Raw genomic sequence first — 15,493 nt, forward strand, 5'->3', positions numbered from 1 at the left:
CCCCCCCCCGGCATAGCCCTCTCCCCACCAAGACTTCGGATTGCCGTCGAACACTCGGTTGCGGATCGTCCAGGCAACGGCGATCTCACCGGCCAGTCCCTCACCGCGGGCCTCGCCCCATAATGTCCGGGCGAGGATGTCGCGATCTGTATTTGTAGTGCTCATGATATCTCCAGTGGTAAAAGCGCCGAAGCCCGAAAACGGAATGGCAGATTTTTTAAAACTACGAACTATCTTCTGTCGCGCTCTCAGGTAACATGCGCGCAAGCAGGATTATTCAAACTTAAAGCCGGGCCCAGCATCGAGATGACAAAAGAACCCCAAGAGCAGCCAACAAATAATCGCGTGCACGCAGTCAAGTACAGGCCCGACATCGACGGACTCCGAGCGATAGCAGTATTAGCCGTTGTGTTATTTCATTTTGGCGTGCCAGGGCTGACGGGCGGATTCATCGGGGTCGATGTATTTTTTGTAATATCTGGATACTTAATAACTACAATAGTAGTGAGCGAGATAGAAAACAACCGCTTCAGCTATCTCGGCTTTTATACAAGAAGGGCGCTTAGAATATTGCCGGCGGGTGTATTAGTCCTTCTGGCAACTGTTGTTTGCGGATACTGGCTTCTCCTACCATCCGAATTTGCCAATTTAGGAGCAGCCTCTAAAAAATTCTCATACTTCGCATCAAATATTTATTTCATGCAAATCACCAGTGATTACTGGGCACAGAGTACGTTGGCGGTTCAACCTCTATTGCATACGTGGTCACTTTCTATTGAAGAGCAATTTTATATTACTTTGCCGCCATTGCTTTTTATGGCTAACATTTTACGAAGAAGGATTCAAGGACAGTCAACAAGCGCAAGCTTGTCACTTTCAGTGATTGCGATGTTATGGTCAGCATCTTTTATTTTCGGGGTCCATCTTGTAAACACTGACCCGAGCAGGGCTTTTTATTCAATACCATCCAGAGCATGGGAGCTCCTGACCGGATCATTTCTCGCCGTGGCCATAGCTACTGACAGCCGCACACGCAACGAATCATTCAGAACCATAGCTGGCTCGGTTGGTTTTCTTTTGTTGCTGGCTTGTATATTTTATTACGACGAGAAGATGTCTTTTCCGGGATTAAATGCCCTGTTGCCCTGCTTATGCACAGCCCTTCTGATATACAGCGGGACGGATACTACCAGCGAAAAATCCATCATCCAAAAAATACTAGGCAGCAAACCGCTGGTTTTCGTCGGGCTTATTTCCTACTCACTATACTTGTGGCATTGGCCTGTTCTTGTTTTAACTAAATCCGTGACCTGGAAGGCTAGAGGGCTCCCCGACCTAGGGATTGTTTCGCTGCTAGCAATATCGACAACGCTTGCTTATCTAACTTGGAAATTTGTTGAAACCCCGTTCCGGAGTTTTGGGAAAAGTAAAATCGAAAAACGACGCACGATATTTTGTAGCATAATCGCTTTGATCGCTACATATACGATAGGTGCTACTGCAACCAAAATAGGTGACATGAAGGTAGATTTTAGGCAGCCCGTACCGGAAATTCTGACTACAATAATGAAAGACAACACCGTAACTCCCGGCATCCGATGCGAGGGTGATAAAGACCCTAACATAATTCTCAAAGATGGCGGGGGCTGCGTAGTCGGCGAAAAATCAGTTAAAAATTTAACGTTTGCTCTAGTGGGTGACTCTCATGCTCGAATGTGGGCGGACGGGATTGACGAGAAAGCAAAATCGAAAATGGCAAAGGGTATTGTTCTTGCTCATTCAAGCTGCATTCCTATATTGGGGATAACTCCACCGACAAGAAGGGAGTGCCTGGATATTACCTCAGCAAAAATAAAATACATTGAACAGTCCCACATAAAAAATATCATTATTGCAGGCTACTGGACCGGGTTTTGGCGGGATATGGGTGGTTCCAAAGATGATGCGAACACACTATTGTTTGCCATTAAAAAAACAATAAAAACAATAAAAACATCGGGAAAAACAGTTTACATAATGCTAGACATTCCTGAGCTACCAACCAGCCAGGAAAGCATGCACCTTGCTCTTGACAGCGTAAAGTCCTCCACCGCCGGTCCAACATTAAAATCCTATAAAGAGCAGCAAGGGTACTTCAATCAGAAATTACGCGAAATCTCAGAAGCCGAGAGCGTATTTATTATTAGCTCAACCGACGTTATGTGCGGAAAAAAAACTTGCGTATCAGCTGAAAGCGGGAAAACTTTTTACCGAGACAGTCACCACTTAACTGATTCTGGATCCGTGAGATTCAACAGCATATTTAATCCAATCTTCGATTAAATATGCATGTGCTGATATGGCCTCAACCATCAGAGCTGGGGCCATGGCCATTCAATCTCGTCCCGGGTTAGCGATCTGGTACAGGCACGTCGCCCCATACTGGACGACCTTTTTTTGAAGAAGGCCGTTTCCCGCTTGGCGGTTCTTTCGCCCAGTACGTGGCGAGCTCCAGTTCAGTCATTTCGACTGCATCCGATGGCCAGCTGTCCTCAGAATGCGTTCTGTCTTTTCCCCATTCCGAGGGAATGAAAGCGTTTAGCTTGATAAATAGTGCATGAGGATCCCCTTTAGTAATCAATAGCTACAACGCGTAATCTGACGGCGATGCTGCCCAGCGAGTTACGATGGTTGAGCTAGTCGATAGTTGAGCATCCCATGAACCATAGGTCGTGCCCGCAGAGTTAAAACCGAAATCGACGGGGATGCCAAGAATGAAGGAGTTCGGGAATATCACTGGCAAGCTAGCAGTAGCATTTCCCGTAGTACCAAACGTAGATCTTCCCCACTGAATTATCAGGCCGACAGGAACATCAAGTATCCTAATGACGTCCGCGCTCGTAAATGACCTCTTTGGAAGCCATGCTGTTAGCGTTGCAAGCACGCCTGCAGGGTTAGAACCTACTGTGGTTAACGCCCCTGCTGCCTGTTCAGTGGGAGTGCCAAACCGTGTAATACCCTTAATGGCGGTCGTCGCGACTGGTATGAATTGCTGACCAAAAACTACAAAGCCCGCGCCATCCTAGATTATGTCCGATATCTGGTTTGCCGTGAAAGTAGCGGCAATCTTGCTACCATCCGCGCTGTACTGTTTGAGGGGCTTTGCCCCTTTCCCGGAAACGTTAATGGTTGGGTTCGCACCACTGGCCACGTTAAACTTAATGCTGAATCGCTGAATCGCTGAATCGCTGATACGCTGATACGCTGCATACCCAATTATTGCGGGGGTTGGCGTTAGCGCTGGGGTGGTTCCAGTACCTGACGTGGGAAACGCCCTGCCCGCTTGTGACTGACCCAGCGCCAATAGTGAATCGAAAATTTGGATGAGCCAACCTTATCTACCAGTCCGTGCTTCAATTCCAGCCGCTGCCAGCAAAGACTGAAAGAATCCTTCCCGGTCATTTGCCCAGTCCTGCTCGAGATACGAGCCATCTTTGGAAGCGGGTGCCGTCCTATTTTTGAAAGATCCCTCAGGGTAATCACTCGATGGATTGTTGAAACGCCCCGGGTACCGCTCGTTAAGCTTCAGCATTTCAAGCCCCTATATATCCTGCAAATTCCCCGTCTTCGTCACCGAACTCAGCATCCATATCGCCGAACTCGACCATTTCGAACCCCTCAAGGAATCCGTTAAATTTCACTGCTTGTGCCTTTGACACCAGGCCTGAGTTGAGTAGTGCGAACGGTTCGAAGTTGGTGATCTCCCCGTAGAACTCGATGCTGAACGACATATCCTCGCCGTCAGTGACACGCAGGACCTGCGTCTTCGGGAGTAGGAAACTTATCCCGTCGAGGATGTTCTCAATAGTCGCCTCGCCGTTGTTCTTGACGATCTTGGACTTGATGACAAGTCGGTAAAGCTCGTCCGAGAGTTGCCCGTCCTGATCGATCGTCAGCGCGCTGAACATGGCGTCGTCGTCACCAAATTCATCGCCGTCCGTGAGATCGAAAAGGCCAGGATTCATTAGCATGGAGACAACGAAGCTGCGCGGCGCCACGACGATCCTGCCGATGATGTTTAACTGTTCGCCAACTGCGGTGTCGATGTCGTAGCTCTTGCGCACTGCCTGGGCGGCCGCCTCAATGCTTCCGCCAAGCGTTCTGGCGATTGCATACCAGGCCAACGCCTTTGGTTTGTCGCGATACTGCGCGTAAATGCGGTCAGGGATGTTCATCATGTGATCACTACGGTGATGTTGCTCTCCGTTCACCGGGACATCTGGTTGTAGGCGATGGCGACATTGGCCTGTCCCCCGTTGAGGCTGGAGGTTGGCAAGTCAACGTAGCTGTCTCCATAGGAGCCAATGACTTTGTTGACCGGCGTGAAGATCGTGCTGAATGGCAACGTCTCGCCGATATCAAAGCCGTCGATCTTGAAGCCAACATCCGCCGGGATCAGGTCGCCGGCGGCGTACTCCATCATCGCCTCCTTAATAAGCTGGTCAGCGTTTGGAGGGAGCGTGCCGTCGTTGACGAAATGAATGACGGGAAGCATGTCGATATCGATAGGGCGAATCGCTCTGATCACCTTTTTGTTGGTCGGATACTTCGGCGAAGTCACCTCGACCTGAAACGGCGTGCCGGCCTGATACAGTGACGCGCCAGGGTTCTTCTTCAGGTAGATGGCCATGGCCACATCATCATCGGTACCGCCATCAATGATTGGGGCAATAGAGTGCCGCGGCAGGCCGTATGGGTTGTCCACCGACAGTGCGCTGATGTTGGTGTCGTTCTCGTACACTTTCACCCGGCGCACGCCATCCACGCCGAACAACTCGCCAATCATGGAGTCGATCTGGTTGTTATCTGGGCGCCCTACTGCCGTAGCCCTCGTGACGCGCAGCTGTTCATCGCGCTGACCGTCAGTGCCAGGTGTTGCTGGGGCGGTATTAGTATTGGTATTGGTATTGGTATTGGTATTGGTATTGGTAACGCTAGCCAGGCCGGCTAACACATCCACGATGCGGGTGATGGTGCCCGCATCAGCCTGGGTAGGGCCGACCACAGTGCAAGTTGTGTTGACGTTGGCCGACCCCAGCGAATCAGCTGTAACCGCCTGGTCAGTAGCCCAGCGACTGCCTCTGATGGTCGATTCGAATATATTGCTGGCCGGGATCACGGTTCCTGGGGTGGCTGTGATGGTGAGCGGAGTGTTGGATCGCGACCCGCCCGAGCGAATGGTGCCGGTCAACGAACAAACGATCAGGTCGTTGCCCTTGGCCTTGTTCGGGTCTTTCGAGTTGTAGGCCTGCTGCAGCGTCTCGTCGAGCGCATAGAAGATCTCCGAGTCGAGGGCTATCTTCAGGCAGGGCGCCCTACCGCCGCCAGCCACAACACAGCCAGATACGCGTCCCCCTGGTTTCGGATGCGACCCTAGTACGGTTTGTAGTACGCCTCCATGTAGTCGAGCTGGCGCGCGTTGGAGCGAGGTTGATACGCGCTCGCGGCGCGCCAAGGTGTGCCGTATCAGGTTGTACGGCAAGATCAAGGAGAGGACCAAAACGAAGGTCTCGCGGGAAGTTTTATTGAACGATCGAGCTTTGCAGGCACTCGAAAAAACCAGACTACTTACGGCGGCGCGCTCTGATTACGTTTTCGCGCCGGACGGTTCGGGTGACAGATCAGAGCTATACATCCGATCCGAAACTGGGGCTAAGCGTTATTGGTTGTCAGCCCTGCGCAAGAGCGGAATACGATTTCGCCGGATGTACGACACCAGGCATACCTACGCAACAATGTGCCTGATGTCCGGAATGAATCCCGCACTCATCGTTGCGCAGCTTGGACACAGCGTCCAGGTACTGCTTTCAACCTATGCCAAGTGGATCAGTTCTTCGAGTAATTTCGCGGAGCTTGAAAAGCTGGATTTACCGAAAAATGGTACAAAATTGGTACTTGAATCCGGTAGATACGCCTAGGCCCAGCAAATACAAGGCCCTATGGAATATGTGCGGATTAGCTGGCGAGTTACGCTTTGATCATCAACCTGCGGACCTTGCAGCCGTTGAACGAATCACCCATCACCTGGCGCCTCGCGGCCCTGATGCGTGGGGCTTTCACAGCCAGGGGCCGATAGCCCTGGGCCATCGGCGCCTGAAAATCATGGACCTGTCGGACGGCTCGGCGCAGCCGATGGTCGACAATCAACTGGGCCTGTCCCTGGCCTTCAACGGCGCGATCTACAACTTTCCGGAACTGCGCGCCGAGCTCGAAAGCCTCGGTTACGCCTTCTATTCCGGCGGCGACACCGAAGTGCTGCTCAAGGGCTATCACGCCTGGGGCGAAGCGCTGTTGCCCAAGCTCAATGGCATGTTCGCCTTCGCCATCTGGGAGCGCGACGCCAAGCGCCTGTTCATCGCCCGTGACCGTCTCGGCGTGAAGCCGCTGTACCTGTCGCGCACCGGCCAGCGCCTGCGCTTTGCTTCGGCGCTGCCGGCGTTGCTCAAGGGCGGCGACATCAACCCGATCCTCGACCCGGTGGCGCTCAATCATTACCTGAACTTCCACGCGGTGGTCCCGGCGCCGCGCACCTTGCTGGCCGGCATTGAAAAGCTGCCACCCGCCACCTGGATGCGCATCGAAGCGGATGGCACCACCGAGCAGAAAACCTGGTGGACCCTGCCCTACGGTCCACGCGCCGACGAGCTCAATCTGACCCTCGAAGACTGGCGCGACCGCGTACTCGACAGCACCCGCGATGCCGTGGCGATCCGTCAACGGGCGGCCGTGGACGTCGGCGTGCTGCTCTCGGGCGGTGTCGATTCGAGCCTGCTCGTCGGTCTGTTGCGTGAGGTTGGCGTGGAAAACCTGTCGACCTTCTCCATCGGTTTCCAGGACGCCGGCGGCGAACGCGGTGACGAGTTCCAGTACTCGGACCTGATCGCCAAACACTACAACACGCAACACCATCAACTGCGCATCGACGAAAAGGAGATCATCGAGCAACTGCCCGCAGCTTTCCGCGCGATGAGCGAGCCGATGGTCAGCCATGACTGCATCGCTTTCTATCTGTTGTCCCGCGAAGTGGCCAAGCACTGCAAAGTGGTACAAAGCGGCCAGGGTGCCGACGAACTGTTTGCCGGTTATCACTGGTATCCACAGGTCGATGGCGCGGCCGATCCGTACGCGGCGTACCGCGAGGCGTTTTTCGACCGCAGCTACGAGGATTACGCCGCCACCGTACAGCCGAAATGGCTGACCGCGAATGACGCCGCCGGCGACTTCGTGAAGGAACATTTCGCACAGCCCGGCGCCGATGCAGCGGTGGATAAAGCCTTGCGTCTGGACAGCACGGTGATGCTGGTGGACGACCCGGTCAAACGCGTCGACAACATGACCATGGCCTGGGGCCTGGAGGCGCGCACGCCGTTTCTCGACTATCGCCTGGTGGAATTGTCAGCGCGGGTGCCGGGCAAATTCAAACTGCCGGACGGCGGCAAGCAAGTGCTGAAAGAAGCCGCGCGATTGGTGATTCCGAGCGAAGTCATCGACCGCAAGAAAGGCTACTTCCCGGTGCCGGGCCTCAAGCATTTGCAGGGCAACACGCTGAACTGGGTGCGCGAACTGCTGCTGGACCCGAGCCAGGATCGCGGCCTGTTCAACCCGGCGATGCTCGACCGTTTGCTGACCGATCCACAAGGCCAATTGACCCCGTTGCGCGGCTCCAAGCTGTGGCAACTGGCAGCACTGAACCTGTGGCTCAGTGAACAAGGAATCTGATCGATGAAACCTCACGCCACGGCGTATAGCCAACGCTTGTTGCGCGGTCAGGCGCCCTCTTACGAACGCTTGCAGGCGCGCCTGGCCGAAGACGGCAGTGAACTGGGCGCCGCACCGATTGCCGTGCATTGCGGCTGGGGCCGGTTGCTGATCGGCCATACATTCCCCGATCCGGCGAGCCTCGCCCAGGAATTGCTCAATGAGCAGCCGGGCGAGCGCGACATCGCCCTGTATGTCGCCGCGCCCCAGCAAGTGCTGGGGCTGGAGCCGGCACAGTTGTTTCTTGATCCGTCGGACACCTTGCGGTTGTGGTTCAGCGATTACCGGCAGGCAACCCGCGTGTTTCGCGGCTTTCGCATTCGTCGTGCGCAAAGCGATGCGGACTGGCAGGCGATCAATCAGTTGTATCAGGCACGCGGCATGTTGCCGATCGACGCCAGCCTGCTGACTCCGCGTCATCTGGGCGGCCCGGTGTATTGGCTGGCCGAGGACGAGGACAGCGGCGCGGTCATCGGCAGTGTTATGGGCCTCAATCATCACAAGGCGTTCAACGATCCGGAAAACGGCAGCAGCCTCTGGTGCCTGGCGGTCGATCCGCACTGTTCGCGGCCCGGCGTCGGCGAAGTGTTGGTGCGGCATCTGATCGAACACTTCATGAGCCGTGGGCTGAGTTACCTGGACCTGTCCGTGCTGCACGACAATCGCCAGGCGAAAGGTCTTTACGCCAAGCTTGGCTTTCGCAACCTGTCGACCTTTGCGATCAAACGCAAGAACGGCATCAATCAACCGTTGTTTCTCGGCCCCGGCCCTGAAGCCGAGTTCAACCCCTACGCGCGGATCATCGTCGAGGAAGCCCATCGTCGCGGCATCGATGTGCAGGTCGATGATGCCGAGGCCGGGATGTTTACCCTCAGCCACGGCGGGCGGCGGGTACGTTGCCGGGAGTCACTGAGTGACCTGACCAGCGCCATCAGCATGAGCCTGTGCCAGGACAAAAGCCTGACGCACAAGGTGTTGAAGGCAGCCGGGCTGAATCTGCCGACCCAGCAACTGGCCGGCAACGCCGATGACAATCTGGCGTTTCTCGACGAGCACGAGCGGGTCGTGGTCAAACCGCTGGATGGCGAACAGGGACAAGGGGTGGCGGTGGATTTGCGGACCATCGAAGACGTCCAGCAAGCCATTGAATCAGCCCGCCAATTCGACAGCCGTGTGCTGCTGGAAAGCTTTCATGAAGGCCTTGATCTGCGGATTCTGGTGATCGGGTTTGAGGTGGTGGCGGCGGCGATTCGTCGGCCGGCCGAAGTGGTCGGCGACGGTCAGCATTCCATCGGCGCGCTGATCGAAGCCCAGAGTCGTCGACGTCAGGCGGCCACCAGCGGTGAAAGCAAAATCCCGCTGGACCACGAGACCGAACGCACTGTGCAGACAGCCGGTTACGACTACAACAGCATTCTGCCGGCGGGCGAACACTTGTTCGTACGGCGTACGGCGAATCTTCATACCGGCGGTGTGCTTGAAGATGTCACGGCGATCCTGCATCCGACACTGGTGGACGCAGCCGTACGCGCGGCGCGAGCGCTGGACATTCCGATGGTCGGGCTCGACCTGATGGTGCTCGCGGCGGATCAAGCGCAATACGTGTTTATCGAAGCCAATGAACGCGCCGGGCTGGCCAACCATGAACCGCAGCCAACGGCCGAGCGGTTTGTGGATCTGTTGTTTCCGCACAGTCAGCCGGCGGTTTCTTAGTGATGCAGTGCCTGTCGGGCCGCCATCGCTGGCAAGCCAGCGATGGCGGCCTGACAGGCAACACACCTTCTTTCTCTCATCGAAACCATCGATGTTCGTGACTCATCAGGAGTTTCCATGACCCGTAAAATCCCGGAACCGGACCTCAACTACCTGCAAAAAGTCCTGCTGGAAATGCTCGCCATTCCCAGCCCCACCGGCTTCACCGACACCATCGTGCGCTACGTCGCCGAGCGGCTTGAAGAGCTGGGCATTCCTTTCGAAATGACCCGCCGTGGCACCATCCGCGCCACGCTCAAAGGCAAGAAAAACAGCCCCGACCGCGCCGTCTCCGCCCACCTCGACACCATCGGCGCCGCCGTTCGCGCGGTGAAAGACAACGGTCGCCTGACCTTGGCGCCGGTTGGCTGCTGGTCCAGCCGTTTTGCCGAGGGCAGCCGCGTCAGTCTGTTTACCGACAACGGCGTGATCCGTGGCAGCGTGTTGCCGTTGATGGCGTCCGGGCATGCCTTCAACACGGCCGTGGACGAGATGCCGATCAGTTGGGATCACATCGAACTGCGCCTCGACGCGTACTGCGCGACTCGCGCCGATTGCGACTCCCTGGGGATCAGCGTTGGCGATTTCGTCGCGTTCGACCCGTTGCCGGAGTTCACCGAAAGCGGCCATATCAGCGCCCGGCACCTCGACGACAAGGCCGGTGTTGCCGCGTTGCTGGCGGCACTTAAAGCGATCATCGACAGTGGCGAAGAGCTGATGATCGACTGCCATCCGCTGTTCACCATCACCGAGGAAACCGGCAGCGGCGCCGCGGCGGCGTTACCGTGGGACGTCAGCGAATTCGTCGGCATCGACATTGCGCCGGTCGCGCCCGGCCAGCATTCCAGCGAACACGCGGTCAGCGTGGCGATGCAGGATTCCGGCGGGCCTTACGACTATCACTTGTCGCGACACCTTCTGCGGCTGGCCAGCGACAACGAGTTGCCGGTGCGCCGCGACCTGTTTCGCTATTACTTCAGCGATGCGCATTCGGCGGTCACCGCCGGCCATGATATTCGCACCGCCCTGCTCGCCTTCGGCTGCGACGCGACTCACGGCTATGAACGCACCCACATCGACAGCCTCGCGGCACTCAGTCGCCTGCTCGGCGCCTACATCCTCAGCCCGCCAGTGTTCGCCAGCGATGCGCAGCCGGCCAAGGGCTCATTGGACCGGTTCAGTCATCAGATCGAACATGACACGCAGATGGAAAGCGATACGCGAGTGCCGTCGGTGGACAGCCTGGTGGGGCAGCGGTCTGATAGCTGATCAGGTTTTGGGTTGACTGAGTGATCGCTATCGCTGGCAAGCCAGCTCTACAGGGTTTGTGTCGTATGCAAAATTATGTACGACACAACCCTTGTGGGAGCTGGCTTGCCAGCGATGGCGATCTCCCAGGCACCGCATCGAGTCCAGACTAGCCGCCACCCATCATTCGCCGTAGCATCGCGCCATTGTTTAGCCGAGGTGCCTATGCTGATTCCCCACGACCAACTTGAAGTCGACACCCTGACCCGCCTGATCGAGGATTTCGTGACCCGTGACGGCACCGACAACGGCGATGACACGCCGCTGGAAACCCGCGTATTGCGTGTTCGGCAGGCCTTGACCAAAGGTCAGGCGCTGATTGTCTTCGACCCGGAAAGCGAGCAATGCCAGTTGATGCTCAAGCACGACGTGCCCAAGCATCTGTTCGACTGACGTTTTCATCGCCCTTTGGTTTTTGCCAGTTTGACCTGGATGCGCTTGTAGACTTCGGCACGGTGCACATTGACGCTCTGCGGCGCTTCGATGCCAAAGCGCACCGTGTTGCCGTTGACGCCGACAATACGCACCGAAATGTCGTCACCGATGGAAATCATTTCGCCCACAACGCGGCTGAGTACAAGCATGGCATTCGTCCTTCAGGGTTATCGAACCCAGAAGATGCCCGGCGTGCGGCGGGCCTTCAATGCAACGAACGCAAAACAGTCCCGCCCTACAGCGCAAGACGAACACCTCTTAAGGAAACGTCTTACAAAATGTGACTTTGCGTCAGGCAGCAGAGAAACGCGGGCCGAACAGGATGATGCTCGCGCCGATTACACACAACGCCACGCCGATCCAGTCCGAGCCGAGCGGACGAATCCGTTCGACCACCGCCAGCCAGCCAATCGACGCAATGATGTAGATGCCACCGTAGGCGGCGTAGGCACGCCCTGCGTAGCTCGCCTCGACACGCGTCAGCAGCAGCGCGAACAAGGTCAGGCTGAGCAGCGCCGGCATCACCCACCAGACGCTTTTGCCTTGGCGCAGCCACATCCAGAAGGCGAAGCAGCCGGCGATTTCAAACAGCGCGGCAAGAAAAAACCACAGGTAATTGAGCATGCGAGCGTCTCGTTAGGCTGACCGGTTGCGGCCACCCTAACGACGACGTTGTGCGCGGGCAAGTTCAGCCTGCGGTTTGTTTGGCCTTGGCGCGCATTTTATCGGCCATGACCGTCATTTCGTTATAGAGCAGTTGCGGGTTCTTCTGCTTGAGCGCCCAGGCCATACGGCCCTGTTCGTGGGGCAGGATCATGAATTCGCCGGCGGCGACGTGCTGATAGATGTAGTCGGCAATGTCCGCTGCACTAATCGGCGAACTTTCCAGCAACTTGCCGACCTGTGCTTTCATGGCGGGCGTCGGCCCACGAAAAGAATCCAGCAAGTTGGTCTGGAAGAACGACGGGCACACCACATGTACACCGACTTCCTGGTGCGCCAGTTCGATCAGCAGGCTTTCGGACAACGCCACCACACCCGCCTTGGCCACGTTGTAGTTGCTCATGGCCGGGCCTTGCATCAGGGCCGCCATCGACGCGATGTTGATGATCTTGCCTTTGCTTTTTTCCAGCAGCGGCAAGAACGCCTTGCACCCCTTGACCACGCCCATCAGGTTGATCGCAATCTGCCAGTCCCAGTCTTCCAGGGACAGTTCGCTGAAGAACCCGCCCGAGGCGACACCGGCGTTGTTGACAATGACATCGATGCCGCCGAGTTTGACTTCACAGGCCTGGGCGAACGCGGTCAGCTGACTGTAATCGCGCACATCGCAACGCTGGACAAAGCCATCGCCGCCGGCTTCGCGAACCCGTTTCAGGGTTTCCTGCAGACCGGGTTCGCTGACATCCGACAAAGCCAGTTGCCAGCCTTCACGCGCCCAGCGCAGCGCGATTTCGCGACCCAGGCCCGAGCCCGCGCCAGTGATCATCATGCGATTTTGCATAGCAAACAGCCTTGTTGTTCCGGGGAAGATGCGTCGAGTGTAGCGAAGGACCTTGCCCGACCCACGCTCCATCAGATTGCTGAATGGCGCGAGCAAACCGCGAGCGCGCCCGGACCCACTAGCCCCCTGAAAACGAAATAAGCCTTTCTTCGAAAAACATTAAAAAAACTTGGAATTTTCTTTCATGTGCAACAGTCGGATTTTGTAAGCAGCTCGGGTTTATTGCAGTCCAGCTGACAATTAATCACCCGAAAACTCCAGAACACTTCCAACAAGGAAATAGACATGGGCACAATTCTAATCATTATTTTGATCCTCCTGCTGGTAGGTGGTCTGCCGGTCTTCCCTCACTCCAGAAGTTGGGGTTATGGCCCGTCGGGTATCATCGGTGTGGTGTTGGTGGTGCTGTTGATTCTGCTGTTACTCGGCAAGATATAACGCGCTGACAGGCAAAAAAAAGAGGCCCTCGAAGGGCCTCTTTTTTATTGCGTCAACGTTCAGTCCGGCTTGCCGTCAACGACACCGGCGGTGTTGTCGATCAGGCTTTTGGTCGCCGTCTGGATGAACGACTCGAGTTTCTGTTTAAGAGCCGCTTCGTCAGCGGACGCCGGGACCAATTCGCCTTTCGGAGTGGCGCCGAGTTCGTATTGATACAGCTTCGGCGGCATCTCTTTCGGCAGTACCAACACGCGGTCTGCGGTCAGCAATGCTACGGTCTGATCGCTACCCGACGGTTTGATCACGCCGAACCCCTTGTCGCCTTCCGGCAGGTTCAGCAAGTCACGGCCCCAGCACTGGTGAATCACGTCGCCACCGATACGGCCCATGATGGTCGGCACGATGTCGATCTGGGTACCCACGGTATGGTCGACCTGACCGAACTTGTCCTGGACGCCTGGCCCGATCAGCAACATCGGGACGTTGAAACGGCCCAGGTCCATTTCAGTGATCTGCTGCTCATTGCCGAAACCGTGGTCGCCGACGATCACGAACAGGGTTTCCTTGAAGTAAGGCTCCTTGCGCGCCTTCTCGAAGAACTGGCCAAGCGCCCAGTCGGAGTAACGCATGGCAGTCAAATGTTCGTTGAGACTGCCGCGGTCGGTCACGCGCTCGACCGGCAATGGTGTCGGCAAGGCATATGGCGTGTGGTTGGACAAGGTTTGTAGCAAGGCATAGAACGGCTTTTTGTCCTTGCCGTCGCGGGCCTTCAACTCTTCCAGGCCACGGTTGAACATGTCCTGGTCGGACACACCCCAGGTCGGATCGGAGAACACCGGGTTAACGAAGTCGTTACGTCCGATGAAGTTGGTCATGCCCTGGTTGCTGAAGAAGCCCGACTGGTTGTCCCAGGCGAAGTCGCCGTTGTAGACATACACGTCATCGTAGTCACGGGCGCTGAGCAATTGCGGCAGGCCAGACAGCTTGTGGCTGCCTTCCGGTGTTTGCATCAGGTATTCGAAACCCGGCAGGTTCGGGAAGCAGGCCATGGTGGCGAACATACCCTGATGGGTGTGCGTGCCGTTGGAGAAGAAGCGGTCGAACAACAGGCCTTCTTTCGACAGGTTATCGAAGTATGGCGTGACGTTGCCCGGACGCCCCAGTGCGCCCACCGAGTGACCGGCGAAGCTTTCCATCAGGATCACGACGACGTTCTTGATCGGCAGGGTCTTGTCGGCATTCGGGGTATAGTTGCGGCGAACAGCAGCCGTTTCCGGATCAACCAGTTTGTCGCTAGGCGTCAGCAGCATGTCACGCACAGTCTGCTGGGCCAGCGGCTGCTCCAGTGTGGCCTTCCAGATGTTGTCGCGCTCCTCGGACATCCGGCTCTTGGCTGCCGCAACCAGCGACAGGGTACCGTTGAGGCCCAACTGGTTGGCGAAGTTGGAGTCGGTGGTGTAGACGTCACCCCAACGCAGCGGCGGGCCTTGGCGCAGAGTGCCACGAGCCGCGACCACGCAGACCATCAGGCAGACCACGAATACCATGATGCGCGCATACCACGGGGCGATCTGGCGCGTGCCGATGCTGCCGCCGCTGAAGGGCCCGCGTGGACGGGTGGCGCGGTCGGCGCCCTTGAACGCCAGGGTCAGGATCAACGTGCCCACGGCCCAGGCCAGCAGGTAGCGAACCACCGGAAAACCATACCAGAGCATGCTCATCACGGTTTTCGGGTCTTCCTTTACATATTGGAAGACCAGGCCGTTGAGGCGCTGGTGGAACTCACGGTAGAAGTCCATTTCCATCAGGCCGAGAAACAGCGCGATGCTCGAAGCGATGGTCAGCCAGAAACGGAAGAACCCGCGGGCCGCCATGGCCCGAGCGCTGAACAGCGCCAGCAGCAACGGAATGCTGAGGTAGACCACCAGGCGCAAATCGAAACGCAAGCCGTTGGCGAACGCTTCGAGAAAGGTCGAGGCCGGGGTATCGAGGATCATCTCGCGGTTGTAGACCAGCAACGCAACGCGCAGCAGGCTGAACATGACCATCATGACCAGGGCACACAACAGCGTGTAGGCCAGATGCGATTTGACGGTCGGTTGCAGCAGGCGACTAGAAGCTCGCTGCTGACTCAGGGCGTCCGGAATTGCCATGTCGTTTTAGGACCCATTGGAAGTTGAAGTTTCAAAATTACGGCTGCGCCCTGCCCTCTGTCGGCCAGTTCTCGGCCCCGGGGTTCGCGCGGTGCGCAAATGTTGC

The 15,493-nt window shown here is 56.8% G+C and carries 14 protein-coding genes and 1 pseudogene; 7 read left to right on the forward strand and 8 right to left on the reverse strand.

What is annotated here, in order from left to right:
* Nucleotides 1–165: pseudogene (locus Q7W83_RS20515) on the reverse strand (cell wall hydrolase); the annotation flags it as partial.
* Nucleotides 166–306: 141 nt separating this feature from the next.
* Here Q7W83_RS20515 and Q7W83_RS20520 point away from each other — a divergent pair.
* Complete coding sequence (locus tag Q7W83_RS20520; protein WP_473656735.1) at nucleotides 307–2,322, forward strand: acyltransferase family protein; 2,016 nt, start codon at nucleotides 307–309, stop codon at nucleotides 2,320–2,322.
* A 301-nt stretch (nucleotides 2,323–2,623) separates the two neighbouring features.
* On the opposite strand, the gene Q7W83_RS20525 is transcribed toward Q7W83_RS20520, so the two are convergent.
* The 3 genes from Q7W83_RS20525 to Q7W83_RS20535 form a co-directional block, all read right to left on the reverse strand.
* Complete coding sequence (locus Q7W83_RS20525) at nucleotides 2,624–2,923, reverse strand: gp53-like domain-containing protein (protein ID WP_473656737.1); 300 nt, start codon at nucleotides 2,921–2,923, stop codon at nucleotides 2,624–2,626.
* A gap of 649 nt (nucleotides 2,924–3,572) precedes the next feature.
* Nucleotides 3,573–4,217 carry a baseplate wedge 1 family protein gene (locus tag Q7W83_RS20530; protein ID WP_473656739.1) on the reverse strand — a complete coding sequence of 215 codons (645 nt, stop codon included), beginning with the start codon at nucleotides 4,215–4,217 and terminating at the stop codon, nucleotides 3,573–3,575.
* A gap of 29 nt (nucleotides 4,218–4,246) precedes the next feature.
* Nucleotides 4,247–5,371 carry a baseplate J/gp47 family protein gene (locus Q7W83_RS20535; protein WP_473656741.1) on the reverse strand — a complete coding sequence of 375 codons (1,125 nt, stop codon included), beginning with the start codon at nucleotides 5,369–5,371 and terminating at the stop codon, nucleotides 4,247–4,249.
* 139 nt (nucleotides 5,372–5,510) lie between these two features.
* On the opposite strand from Q7W83_RS20535, the gene Q7W83_RS20540 reads away from it, so the two are divergent.
* From Q7W83_RS20540 to Q7W83_RS20560, 5 genes are all read left to right on the forward strand, one after another.
* Entirely contained in the window at nucleotides 5,511–5,957 is a 447-nt protein-coding gene (locus Q7W83_RS20540) for a tyrosine-type recombinase/integrase (RefSeq protein WP_473656744.1), read from the forward strand.
* A 28-nt stretch (nucleotides 5,958–5,985) separates the two neighbouring features.
* The gene (locus Q7W83_RS20545; protein ID WP_473656746.1) at nucleotides 5,986–7,758 is read left to right on the forward strand and encodes an N-acetylglutaminylglutamine amidotransferase; all 1,773 of its coding nucleotides are present in this window, start codon (nucleotides 5,986–5,988) and stop codon (nucleotides 7,756–7,758) included.
* Between the two features lie 3 nt (nucleotides 7,759–7,761).
* Nucleotides 7,762–9,510 (forward strand): N-acetylglutaminylglutamine synthetase, encoded by a 1,749-nt coding sequence (gene ngg / locus Q7W83_RS20550; RefSeq protein ID WP_458377152.1) that lies wholly within the window; start codon nucleotides 7,762–7,764, stop codon nucleotides 9,508–9,510.
* A 117-nt stretch (nucleotides 9,511–9,627) separates the two neighbouring features.
* Nucleotides 9,628–10,818, forward strand: a complete 1,191-nt coding sequence (locus tag Q7W83_RS20555) for an osmoprotectant NAGGN system M42 family peptidase (protein ID WP_150636010.1) — start codon at nucleotides 9,628–9,630, stop codon at nucleotides 10,816–10,818.
* Nucleotides 10,819–11,022: 204 nt separating this feature from the next.
* Nucleotides 11,023–11,250 carry a YheU family protein gene (locus Q7W83_RS20560; protein WP_003199186.1) on the forward strand — a complete coding sequence of 76 codons (228 nt, stop codon included), beginning with the start codon at nucleotides 11,023–11,025 and terminating at the stop codon, nucleotides 11,248–11,250.
* Between the two features lie 5 nt (nucleotides 11,251–11,255).
* On the opposite strand, the gene csrA is transcribed toward Q7W83_RS20560, so the two are convergent.
* From csrA to Q7W83_RS20575, 3 genes are all read right to left on the reverse strand, one after another.
* Complete coding sequence (gene csrA, locus Q7W83_RS20565) at nucleotides 11,256–11,441, reverse strand: carbon storage regulator CsrA (protein WP_150631688.1); 186 nt, start codon at nucleotides 11,439–11,441, stop codon at nucleotides 11,256–11,258.
* Between the two features lie 142 nt (nucleotides 11,442–11,583).
* Nucleotides 11,584–11,916 carry a YnfA family protein gene (locus tag Q7W83_RS20570; RefSeq protein WP_150631689.1) on the reverse strand — a complete coding sequence of 111 codons (333 nt, stop codon included), beginning with the start codon at nucleotides 11,914–11,916 and terminating at the stop codon, nucleotides 11,584–11,586.
* A gap of 64 nt (nucleotides 11,917–11,980) precedes the next feature.
* Nucleotides 11,981–12,796 (reverse strand): SDR family oxidoreductase, encoded by an 816-nt coding sequence (locus Q7W83_RS20575; RefSeq protein WP_150631690.1) that lies wholly within the window; start codon nucleotides 12,794–12,796, stop codon nucleotides 11,981–11,983.
* A gap of 279 nt (nucleotides 12,797–13,075) precedes the next feature.
* Here Q7W83_RS20575 and Q7W83_RS20580 point away from each other — a divergent pair, with 279 nt between their 5' ends.
* Nucleotides 13,076–13,234 carry a DUF3309 family protein gene (locus Q7W83_RS20580; RefSeq protein WP_174602692.1) on the forward strand — a complete coding sequence of 53 codons (159 nt, stop codon included), beginning with the start codon at nucleotides 13,076–13,078 and terminating at the stop codon, nucleotides 13,232–13,234.
* Nucleotides 13,235–13,293: 59 nt separating this feature from the next.
* Here Q7W83_RS20580 and Q7W83_RS20585 read toward each other — a convergent pair whose 3' ends face one another.
* On the reverse strand, nucleotides 13,294–15,387 hold the full coding sequence (locus Q7W83_RS20585; protein ID WP_150636012.1) for an LTA synthase family protein: 2,094 nt from the start codon (nucleotides 15,385–15,387) through the stop codon (nucleotides 13,294–13,296).
* Nucleotides 15,388–15,493 lie beyond the last annotated feature (106 nt).

The organism is Pseudomonas sp. 300 (assembly GCF_055803035.1).